Annotated in this window: 10 protein-coding genes; 6 read left to right on the forward strand and 4 right to left on the reverse strand. The window is 69.8% G+C overall.

The window, feature by feature from the left end; all coding sequences use genetic code 11:
- Positions 1 to 286 precede the first annotated feature (286 nt).
- Positions 287 to 1,078, reverse strand: a complete 792-nt coding sequence (locus tag IE178_RS31430; protein WP_184763947.1) for a class I SAM-dependent methyltransferase — start codon at positions 1,076 to 1,078, stop codon at positions 287 to 289.
- Positions 1,079 to 1,367: 289 nt separating this feature from the next.
- Between IE178_RS31430 and mshA the strand changes: the two genes are divergently transcribed.
- Positions 1,368 to 2,696: a D-inositol-3-phosphate glycosyltransferase gene (mshA, locus tag IE178_RS31435; RefSeq protein ID WP_184763946.1), complete on the forward strand. Its 1,329-nt coding sequence runs from the start codon at positions 1,368 to 1,370 to the stop codon at positions 2,694 to 2,696.
- Entirely contained in the window at positions 2,689 to 3,228 is a 540-nt protein-coding gene (locus IE178_RS31440; RefSeq protein WP_184763945.1) for a type III secretion system chaperone family protein, read from the forward strand. Before mshA ends, IE178_RS31440 begins: the two co-directional genes overlap by 8 nt.
- Before the next feature lie 126 nt (positions 3,229 to 3,354).
- Here the strand turns inward: IE178_RS31440 and IE178_RS31445 are convergent, their stop codons facing one another.
- Positions 3,355 to 4,179, reverse strand: coding sequence for a helix-turn-helix domain-containing protein (locus IE178_RS31445; RefSeq protein ID WP_193514596.1), 825 nt, complete (start codon positions 4,177 to 4,179; stop codon positions 3,355 to 3,357).
- A gap of 50 nt (positions 4,180 to 4,229) precedes the next feature.
- Between IE178_RS31445 and IE178_RS31450 the strand changes: the two genes are divergently transcribed.
- Together IE178_RS31450 and IE178_RS31455 are read left to right on the forward strand one after the other, a co-directional pair.
- Positions 4,230 to 4,646 (forward strand): DUF2000 domain-containing protein, encoded by a 417-nt coding sequence (locus IE178_RS31450; protein ID WP_193514597.1) that lies wholly within the window; start codon positions 4,230 to 4,232, stop codon positions 4,644 to 4,646.
- A 395-nt stretch (positions 4,647 to 5,041) separates the two neighbouring features.
- A complete protein-coding gene (locus tag IE178_RS31455) occupies positions 5,042 to 6,496 on the forward strand; it encodes an FG-GAP and VCBS repeat-containing protein (protein ID WP_193514598.1) in 1,455 nt (484 codons plus the stop codon).
- Between the two features lies 1 nt (position 6,497).
- On the opposite strand, the gene IE178_RS31460 is transcribed toward IE178_RS31455, so the two are convergent.
- Positions 6,498 to 7,271, reverse strand: a complete 774-nt coding sequence (locus tag IE178_RS31460; RefSeq protein ID WP_193514599.1) for a methyltransferase domain-containing protein — start codon at positions 7,269 to 7,271, stop codon at positions 6,498 to 6,500.
- Positions 7,272 to 7,294: 23 nt separating this feature from the next.
- The gene (locus IE178_RS36365) at positions 7,295 to 7,417 is read right to left on the reverse strand and encodes a hypothetical protein (protein WP_318280347.1); all 123 of its coding nucleotides are present in this window, start codon (positions 7,415 to 7,417) and stop codon (positions 7,295 to 7,297) included.
- A 67-nt stretch (positions 7,418 to 7,484) separates the two neighbouring features.
- Between IE178_RS36365 and IE178_RS31465 the strand changes: the two genes are divergently transcribed.
- On the forward strand, positions 7,485 to 7,979 hold the full coding sequence (locus IE178_RS31465; RefSeq protein ID WP_318280348.1) for a DUF5959 family protein: 495 nt from the start codon (positions 7,485 to 7,487) through the stop codon (positions 7,977 to 7,979).
- A 663-nt stretch (positions 7,980 to 8,642) separates the two neighbouring features.
- Positions 8,643 to 9,590, forward strand: a complete 948-nt coding sequence (locus IE178_RS31470; RefSeq protein ID WP_193514600.1) for a hypothetical protein — start codon at positions 8,643 to 8,645, stop codon at positions 9,588 to 9,590.
- Positions 9,591 to 9,819: the final 229 nt, after the last annotated feature.

Here is a 9,819-nt window from a genome sequence, read left to right on the forward strand (position 1 = left end):
ACTGATTAACCGTCGGTAACATTCGGTCGCCCGGGGGATGCTGCCATGCCGACGCGCGAAACGACAGAGGGAGTACTTCCCGCTTCTCCCCGCCCGGCAATCCCCGGCATGACGATCACCCTGCCCGATGTGACGAACGGCTCGTGGAGATCGTTCCCGTCGACCTGGTTCGTACGGAGTCGTCCCGAGCCGGCGGGGGTGTCCCGATTCGTCGGGGTGTCCCGAGGTGTCCGGAACCGTTTTCGGCGCGCCACCGCCCCGCCCCCGCCCCGCCCTCGGTGCCGCCTCAGCGGCGGGGCGCCAACGCCTCCCAGCGCAGCGTGACTTCCCCCTGCCGCCACCGCGTCGGCCCGTCCGCCACCGGCCAGTCGGCCGTGAGGTCGCGCACCGCCCGGATCCAGCGCTGCCGGGCGCCGTACGAGGCGTAGGGCGCGGCGGCCGCCCAGGCGCGGTCGAAGTCGCGCAGGAAGGCGTGCACCGGCTCGCCGGGGACATTGCGGTGGATGAGCGCCTTCGGGAGACGTTCGGCCAGGTCGGAGGGGCGTTCCAGTGAGCCGAGCCGGGTCGCGAAGGTGACGGTGCGCGGCCCTTCCGGTCCGAGCGCGACCCACACGTGCCGGCGCCCGATCTCGTCGCAGGTCCCCTCGACCAGCAGCCCGCCGCGCGAGCCCGTCGCCGGGTCGGCCGGGGCGAGCCGCGCGCACAGCCGCCGCCACACGGCGGCGACCTCGGCCTCGTCGTACTGGCGCAGCACGTTCGCCGCGCGGACGAGCAGCGGCCGTCCCGGGACGGGGATCTCGAAGCCGCCGTGGCGGAAGACCAGGCCCTCGCGCTCGTACGGCCGTGCCGCCGCCACCCGGGACGGTTCGATCTCGACGCCCGCCACGCGCGCGCGTGGCGCCACGGCGCGCAGCCGGTGCAGCAGTTCGACCGCCGTCCAGGGAGCCGCGCCGTACCCCAGGTCGACGGCGACGGGATCCTCCGCGCGGCGCAGTTCCGCGCCGTGCGCGGCCGCGATCCAGCGGTCCATGCGGCGCAGCCGGTTGGGGTTGGTCGTCCCGCGCGTCACCGTGCCCACGACGGGGGTCCTCCCGCTCGAACGAAGCCGAGAGTGGGGGAGGAGGGCGGCGCGGACTGTCATACGCACGAGGGTAAGGGGGTACCCGCGCGGAGTGCTGCGTACTGCCGACGGCGCCGGTGCCGCCACGCACCGCATCTCGAACGGTTGAGCGACAACCGGTAATGTTTCGGTAAATACCCGAACCGGAGAGGCCGTCCGGAAATTGGAACGGGTCCTTCCGGTGTTGATGACCCCGAGGGCCCGCACACCCTCCGAGAGCCATGCCCGCAGCGAGGAGGAACGCCACGTGAGCCAGTACATCGCGAGGCTCGGGCGGCGCTCCGCCGCATCGCTGCGGCTTCACCGCAGGCCCCGCCGCGTGGCGATGCTCTCCGTGCACACCTCCCCGCTCCACCAGCCGGGCACCGGCGACGCGGGCGGCATGAACGTCTACATCGTGGAGCTCGCGCAGCGTCTCGCCGCGATCAACATCGAGGTCGAGATCTTCACCCGCGCGACCACCGCCGCCCTCCCGCCCTCCGTCGAACTCGCCCCCGGCGTCCTGGTCCGGCACGTCGACGCCGGCCCCTACGAGGGCCTCGCCAAGGAGGAGCTGCCCGCCCAGCTGTGCGCCTTCACCCACGGCGTGATGCAGGCCTGGGCCGGCCACCGGCCCGGCCACTACGACCTGGTCCACTCCCACTACTGGCTCTCCGGCCACGTCGGCTGGCTCGCCGCCCAGCGCTGGGGCGTCCCCCTGGTGCACGCCATGCACACCATGGCCAAGGTCAAGAACGCCAACCTGGCCGACGGCGACACCCCCGAGCCCGCCGCGCGGGTCATCGGCGAGACCCAGATCGTCGCCGCCGCCGACCGGCTGATCGCCAACACCGCCGGGGAAGCCGACGAACTCGTACGGCACTACGCGGCCGACCCCGGCAAGGTCGCCGTCGTCCACCCCGGCGTGAACCTCTCCCGCTTCCGCCCGGCCGACGGCCGCGCCGCCGCGCGGGCCCGCCTCGGCCTGCCGAGGGACGCCCTGATCCCGCTCTTCGCGGGCCGCATCCAGCCCCTCAAGGCCCCCGACGTCCTCCTCCGCGCGGTGGCCGCCCTGCTCGACGAGCGTCCCGAGCTGCGCTCGCGCCTCTGCGTCCCCGTCGTCGGCGGCCCCAGCGGCAGCGGGCTCGCCAAGCCGGAGGGGCTGCAGAAGCTCGCCGCGCGGCTCGGCATCGCGGACGTCGTACGGTTCCGCCCGCCCGTCGGCCAGGAACAGCTCGCGGACTGGTTCCGCGCGGCGTCCGTGCTCGTGATGCCCTCCTACAGCGAGTCCTTCGGTCTGGTCGCCATAGAGGCCCAGGCCACCGGCACCCCGGTGCTCGCCGCGGCGGTCGGCGGCCTCCCGGTGGCCGTGCGGGACGGGCACACCGGCTTCCTCGTCCAGGGCCACGACCCCGCCGCCTACGCGCGCGTGCTGCGCGATTTCGCCGACCACCCGCACCTCGCCGACCGCATGGGCGAAGCCGCCGCCCGGCACGCCCAGTCCTTCGGCTGGGACGCCGCGGCCGCCGCCACGGCCGACGTCTACACGGCCGCGACCCACGCGCACCGCCGTCACGTACGCTCGCACCATGGCTGACAGGGCAGCGGAAGCGGGACAGCGGGCGGCGCAGGTCATCGAGGGCGTACTGAAGGACGCCGAGCTCGAGTGGGAGAGCCCCGCGCCGGGCACGTACGTCGTGAAGCTCCCCGGCACCCGCAAGCTGTCCACGACGGTGTCCCTGATCGCCGGCCGGCACACGCTCAGCCTCAACGCCTTCGTCATCCGCCACCCCGACGAGAACGAGGGAGCCGTCCATCGCTGGCTCCTGGAGCGCAACCTGAAGCTCTTCGGCGTGAGTTACGCGGTCGACCCGCTCGGCGACATCTACGTCACCGGCCGCCTCCCGCTGCCCGCCGTCACCGCGGAGGAGGTCGACCGGCTCCTCGGTCAGGTCCTGGAAGCCGCCGACGGCAGCTTCAACACCCTCCTGGAGCTCGGTTTCGCCTCCGCGATCCGCAAGGAGTACGCCTGGCGGGTCTCGCGCGGCGAGTCCACCCGGAACCTGGACGCGTTCACACACCTGCTGGAGCGCCCGTCGGAGCAGGCGCAGGACGCGCCGCGCGACTGACGCGAGGGCGGCTCCGGCGCCGGCCGTGTCCATACGACCGACCAGGCCTTCGATGACGCCGTCGGGCCGGCGAAAGCCCCGCGGGGTGAAGAGCGCACACCGAGTACCGGATCGCCCGACCGAATGTCAGCGGCTCCCGTCGCTCTCGCGGCCACTCCTGCGATACCGGCCCGGCGTGATGCCCACCAACCTCCTGAAATGACGGGTGAGATGGGCCTGGTCGTAGAACCCGGTGGCGACCGCCACGCCGCTCGGTGACTGCCCCTCCAGCAGCAGCCGGCGGGCCCGGCCCACCCGGCGGGACATCAGGTACTGGTGCGGGGCGATGCCGTACGCGCCGCTGAACGCCCGTACGAGATGCGCGGGATGGGCGGACAGCAGCGCGCCGGCCTCCTCCAGGGTGACGCCGTCGACCACCCGCTCGTCGAGCAACGACCGCAGCCGCCGCGCGAGCACGGGGTCCCTCCGGGGCGCGCCGATGACGTCCCGCGACCGCAGATGCGCACGCAACCGCTCCCCGACGAGCGTCAGCCGGCTCTCGGCCTCCAGCTCGTCACCGGGCCGCACGAGCGCCGAGTGCACCTGCCCCACGCGCAGCCGCAGCAGCGGGTCCCGCAGATCGGGCCGGTCGACGGCGGCCCCGATGAGATCGTCGCCGAGACGGCTGCCGTCGAGGTAGAGCACCCGCTTGCGGAAGCCGTCGGCGGTGGCGGGAGAGCCGTTGTGGGGGACGTGCGGCGGCAGCAGGGACACCGTGTCGTGCGGGGTGCCGTGCTCGTGCCGGTCGAGGTCGTACCGTACGGCGCCGTCGTCGACGATGAGCAGCGTCCAGGCGTCGTGGACGTGCATCGGATAGGCGTACTCGGTGAAGCGGGCGTGGAACACCTCGACGACGCCCGGGACCCGGGGCCGCCAGGCAGAGACGGTCCGCTCGGAACGCTCCGCGGTCATGCAAACAACGTACAAGACGCCGACGTGCCCGGACCGGCAGTCTCGGGGCCATGAGCACTCGCTTCGACACGAAGATCGCCGTACTGCTGCGCGAGGACCTGGAACCGTGGCAGCGCCTCAACGTCACCGCGTTCCTGGTCAGCGGCCTGGGCACGCAGTTCCCGGAGCTGATCGGCGCACCCTACGAGGACGCGGACGACGTGCCGTACCTGCCGATGTTCCGCCAGCCGGTCCTGGTCTTCCAGGGCACGAAGGAGAACCTGAAGGCGGCCCACACGCGCGCCCTCTCCCGCGCCCTCCCCCGCGCGGTCTTCACCTCGGACCTGTTCGCCACGGGCCACGACGAGGCCAACCGCGCGGCGGTCCGCGCCGTGGGCACGGCGGACCTCGACCTGGTCGGCCTGTCGGTCCACGGCCCGAGGAACGCGGTGGACAAGGTGCTGAAGGGCGCCAGGATGCACCCCTGAGACGGCGACGGCGGGGCGCCTCCCCCATGACGGGGGAGCACGTCGATCGAGGCCGTGCGGGAGCGGCTTCGCACGGTGCTTCCCGCTGTCACGCCTTCTTGACGGTCGCGGTCCCTCTCGTGCCGAAGCGCTTCGGCGACGTACGCGGACAGCCCGCCCTCGGTGGATTCCCCACGGACCTCCTCCATCCGGGGTGGGTGTCCTGGCGGTGCGCCGGGGCCGGGAGCCACGTCGTCCCGTGGGCGATTCGGTCCGGGCCGCAGTGTCATGTCGGGAGCGGTGCGATGCCGGGGAGACGGCCCCTTCCGCGAGGTACAACCATTTCGCCTCCGTACGGGTCCAAGGTCGCAGCTCAAGCGTCCGTCCACAGGACGCTTCCAGAACCACGGAGAACCATGCGCGCCTCACGCACCGTCCTCGCCGCCGCGGCACTCGCGGCAGCGGTCTGTACCCCGCTCCTCGTCGCCCCCGCGGCGACCGCCGCCCCCGCCAAGCTCGCTGACGACTTCAACGGCGACGGCTACCGCGACCTCGTCCTGCTCGGCGGGACGCACGGCAAGGACGGCAGGGTCACCGTCGTCTACGGCACGTCGACCGGTCCGGGCACCCGGGTGCAGACCATCCACCAGGACTCGGCCGGCATACCCGGCGGGGTGGAGCAGGGTGATGAATGGGGGTTCGCCGCGACCAGCGCCGACCTCGACCGCGACGGTTACGCCGACCTGGTCGTGGCCTCGCCGGGGGAGGCCGTCGGCGACATCGCGATGCGCGGCGGCCTGACCGTCGTATGGGGCAGCGCCAAGGGCCTCGGCTCCGGCACCGTCTTCCACTCGCCCATCGCGCCGGAGTACGAGGGCTCGGGCGACCAGTTCGGACTGGACGTGGTGGCCGGTGACTTCGACGGCGACGGCGACCAGGACCTCACGGCGATCAGCGACAGCCGTGCCGGTGCCGTCCTGCTCAAGGGCCCCTTCACCCGCACCGGCGGGAAGAGCGGCTGGGCGTCCCTCGGCGGAAGCTACGGCTACCTGAACGCCTCCCAGCTGGCGGCGGGCCGGGTCACCGCCGACGGTGCCACGGACCTGTACATCATCGGCCGCGACCTCCAGGCCGGGTACGACGACCTGGACCTTCGGGCCTACTTCCACCGCGGCGGCGCCGACTTCACCCGGCGCGCGAGCCAGCTGCGCGTGCCGGACGACGGCGGCCACCAGATCGGCGGCGGCCCCATCGCCACCATCGGCGACTTCGACAAGGATGGCTACGGCGACCTGGCCCTCGGCCGCGGCTACGAGCAGCCGGACGGGGAGAAGGGCTACGTCAGCATCCAGTACGGCGGTTCCACCGGCCCCAACACGGCCCGTACGCCGGTGAAGATCACCCAGAACACGTCGGGCGTACCGGGCGCCTCGGAGAACGAGGACTACTTCGGTGCCGCCGTCACCGCAGGCGACGTCAACGGCGACGGATACGCCGACCTCGCGGTCGGTGTCCCCGGCGAGGACCTGGGCACCAAGCGCCAGGCCGGCACGGTCACGGTGCTCCTCGGCCGCGCGGGCGGCCTGTCCGGCACCGGCGCCAAGTCCTACGACCAGGACACCTCCGGCATCTCGGGCGCGGTCGAGAACGACGACTACTTCGGCCGGAACCTCAAGCTCACCGACTACACCCGCGACGGCCGCGCCGACCTCCTCATCGACACCAACGAGCAGCTGGACAACACCCGCTGGGGCATGGTCCACCAGCTGAAGGGCTCGACGTCGGGCATCACCGCGACCGGCTCGAAGACGTACACGGTGAACTCCCTGAAGCTGTCCTACACGACACTGAGCGGTCCCTTCGCCCACTGACTCAGCGCGAGCAGACCACGCTGACGAGGGTGAACGACGCGTAGAAGGGCCCCTGCGAGAGACCGGCGAACCAGTCACGGCCGCGCACCCGGTCGATGTGGCCCTCGTCGATGGCCTTCTGCAGATTGCGGCCCAGGCCCAGGGTGTGGTCCGCCTCGTGCACGTCACGGAAGACCGGCGCCGTGGCGTGCACGGCCTCGACGCGGAAACCCGCACGCTCGGCGAGGCGGGCGAGGCTGCGCCCGACGGTCGCGTGGCGGACCACCTCGGCTGTGGTGTAGCGGGTGAAGGCGCGGCTCGTCCCGAGATCCTCCGCGTCGACGATCAGGGTGTCCCAGTCGGGCTCGGCCAGCCCGATCCGGGCACCCGGCCGGGTGGCGCGGTGGAGCTGTGCGAGAACGTCCGCGGGTTCCGCCACATGCATGAGTACGCGGTCGATCTTGGCCCGGTCCATCGTGCCCGCCGCGACGGGGAGCGCGTGGGCGTCACCCTCGCGGATCTCCACCCGACGCAGACCGGCCGTGCGCGCGCGGGCCTGGGCGAGCATGTCCTGGTCACGGTCCACACCGATCACGGTGCCGCCGTCCCCGACGCGCTCCGCCAGCGCCGGCAGATCGGTGCCCGGCCCGCACCCCACGTCCAGGACGGCATGCCCCTCCTGAACGTCCATCAGATCGAGCAACCACTGCTTGTACGCACGGCCCGCCTCGCCGGCGGCGGCTCGCAGCATGTAGTCGGCCTGGTCGGGTCGGGCCACACCGAGAGTCGATGACATGCGGGCAAGTCAACCACTCCGGCTCAGGTCCGGGGCAGGTGTCCGGGTATCCCGGAGTGGGCCGCGGCGTCGAGCCGGTAGCGGTGGCGCACCCGCTCGTACGACGCCGAACTGGCACGTGCCGTCGCCGACTGAAGCGTCTGCACCCGAGTCCTGAAACCTGTGGACGGTCCGGCAAGATGCTCGGACCTGGTCACTTCGGGGAGGGAATACATGGACTCGACGGACGGCGTCATGGATTTGATCCATCTGGCCGACAGGCCCGGCACCAGCGGTCACAGTGTCTCCGTTCGCGTTCTGGGTCGTTCCCAACCCGGAATCCTGACCGGCCACGACTTCCTCGACTGCGAGATTGTCATCGTGGGGGAGTCCGTCAGCGCCAACTTCCCGGTGACCCTCCTCCCTGAGGACCTGGAGGACTGGGAAGACGCTTTGGCGACGCTGGAGGCCGGTCGGTTCGCCATGTGGCTCGAATCCGGCCGGACTCCCTCAATGACGTTCCAGCCTGACGAGAGCCGAGGGCTCCGGGTGTCCGTTACCGACGGGCCGTCGTCAGGCGTCACTGTCACCCTCCCGCTGTTCGCACCACCAGAAGCGTGGGCCAGCGAGCAACGCGACCTACTCGCCCGAGTGCGCGAGGCCCATCCTCGCGAGGTCGTCGAGACTTCACCCGGCTCCTATGAGTGGCGGCGCGCCACCACCGTCTGACGGCCCGATCCGGCATCTGACGGCCCCAAAGACTGCCCAGCCCCACCAAGAAGCCCCCGACCCGCGAGGAAATCGCAGGTCGGGGGCTTGAAGGCGCCGCGTTACTTCTTCTTGCCCTGGGTCTTGCCGGGGATCTTGGTGAGCTGCGTTTTTGCTGCTCAGAGACGGTAGGCCCGTGCGCCTGGTGGTCATCATTGGTCGTCATTGGCCACTGTCGAGCGACCTCGGACGGCCCAGGGACGGCCCAGCCTTGCCCGGTGCGGGGCCTCGTTCGGCTACGGCCGGCACCTTCGTCGCGGCCCGTCTCAGCCTCAGCCGACGAAAGCCCGCCACGACGGCGCGTCAGCCGACCGACCAGGCGCGCGTGTGTCTCGCTGCACCCCCACCGGCCTCAGCCACGTCAATAGGGGTTTGACCAGAGCAACCAGCGACGGCCGACGCGATGAAAGACTTCTGCCACTGAGCACCGAGCCCGCGGCAAGGGCTATGTCGGGCACCGGTTGACTGTCCGCTGCCCAGTGCAGCTAAGTACATGTCTGTGGACAGCCAGTATTCGATCTTGCTCGCATGGCATAATGCGACTGATTGGTGGAGGCTCACAATGGGGGTAAAAAGTTGCGCGTTATCCTGTCTCACCCATACTCCGGCCCTCTTCATTGGTGGATGCAAAGCGCCGATAAATGGGCAATGTCGACCAGTCCGGAGCACCCGTACTACCGGCATCTGTACGGGAAGGTTGACGACCACTTGGACGTTGCCTTAGCTTGCACCGTAATTTTTGATGAGGTAATAATCGCGGCGGCCGATGCGCAATACCCGGAGTCTGAACTGTCGGGTGACAATAGCAAGGTGAAAATCTCCGGATTGAACCTCCTTGCCGATTGGGACCCTGTGCACGCCAGCAGGAAGGCACTGGAAGACATTACCGGAGATCTGGCCAAGGATCCTGTCCTCTCTCGCATTCTTCGAAAGGTCCCCCGAAGCCTTCAGGGGCAAGTCATTCAAGATGTAGCCGTTGACTTGATCCTGATGCGGGAGTACAGCGCTCCGGTAGTCTCTTCTCCTGGTCGCAGAGCTATGCTCATCAGGCTTATAGAGATTAACGCTTTGTCTAGTGTCGGGGTCCCGCATATTGCACAGAACGTGGCAACTCAATCTCAGTCGATGCGTGAGGCTATAGACGACTTGACGAGCTACGTGACGGTTACGGGCTTGACTTTCATGAGCTCGGATGTACGGTCACTTTCTGGTATCAAGGAAAACCGTCTCGTCCGAAACTATGCGGAGGAGTTTCAGAAAGTTCTCGCATTCGGAGATCCACAGGGCTCCTCTGCAGGCCTTTTCGAATCGATTAAAAGGGCCTGGAAGAGCCGAGAGCTGCAAGGGAAAATTGCTAACGGCTTTTCTGCGAGCAGCAAGGGACTTTCCCTCCTGGGGTTGGTTCCAGTGATCGGAACCTTTGCTGAGGCTGCCGCATTGGGGGCTGATGCCACAGCTCTCGCGGCCGAGCAAAGAGAAAAGAAGAATTCGTGGTACGAGATCGGCCCTCAGATTCGCCGTCTAGAATCTTTGACGGCATTGCAGCGCCACATTGAGGCGGATGCTGAATAGCGGCCAAGTGGCGGCGTTCCCTCTAATTTGTTGTCTGATGGCTGATTTATTTGCGCGGAACGGGCGCCGGCCGGGCTGGAGCGGGGCGGAGACAGGAGCGCAGGCCCGGCCGGGGGTCGGGCCGCGCGCGGGGAGCGGAGCGAGTCTCAATGATGAAGTCAAGCCGTCTGTGCGATCGGCGGGGCGGGGGTGAAGACCCGGTTGTCGCGTAGGAGGGCCCACAACACAC

It is taken from the genome of Streptomyces griseoloalbus, from assembly GCA_014650015.1.
Taxonomy (GTDB): domain Bacteria; phylum Actinomycetota; class Actinomycetes; order Streptomycetales; family Streptomycetaceae; genus Streptomyces; species Streptomyces griseoloalbus.

Coding starts and splice junctions, on each gene's coding strand:
- IE178_RS31440 (WP_184763945.1), top strand. CDS start 2,689: ATGGCTGACAGGGCAGCGGAAGCGGGACAGCGGGCGGCGCAGGTCATC.
- IE178_RS31445 (WP_193514596.1), bottom strand. CDS start 4,179: ATGACCGCGGAGCGTTCCGAGCGGACCGTCTCTGCCTGGCGGCCCCGG.
- IE178_RS31450 (WP_193514597.1), top strand. CDS start 4,230: ATGAGCACTCGCTTCGACACGAAGATCGCCGTACTGCTGCGCGAGGAC.
- IE178_RS31455 (WP_193514598.1), top strand. CDS start 5,042: ATGCGCGCCTCACGCACCGTCCTCGCCGCCGCGGCACTCGCGGCAGCG.
- IE178_RS31460 (WP_193514599.1), bottom strand. CDS start 7,271: ATGTCATCGACTCTCGGTGTGGCCCGACCCGACCAGGCCGACTACATG.
- IE178_RS31465 (WP_318280348.1), top strand. CDS start 7,485: ATGGACTCGACGGACGGCGTCATGGATTTGATCCATCTGGCCGACAGG.
- IE178_RS31470 (WP_193514600.1), top strand. CDS start 8,643: ATGCAAAGCGCCGATAAATGGGCAATGTCGACCAGTCCGGAGCACCCG.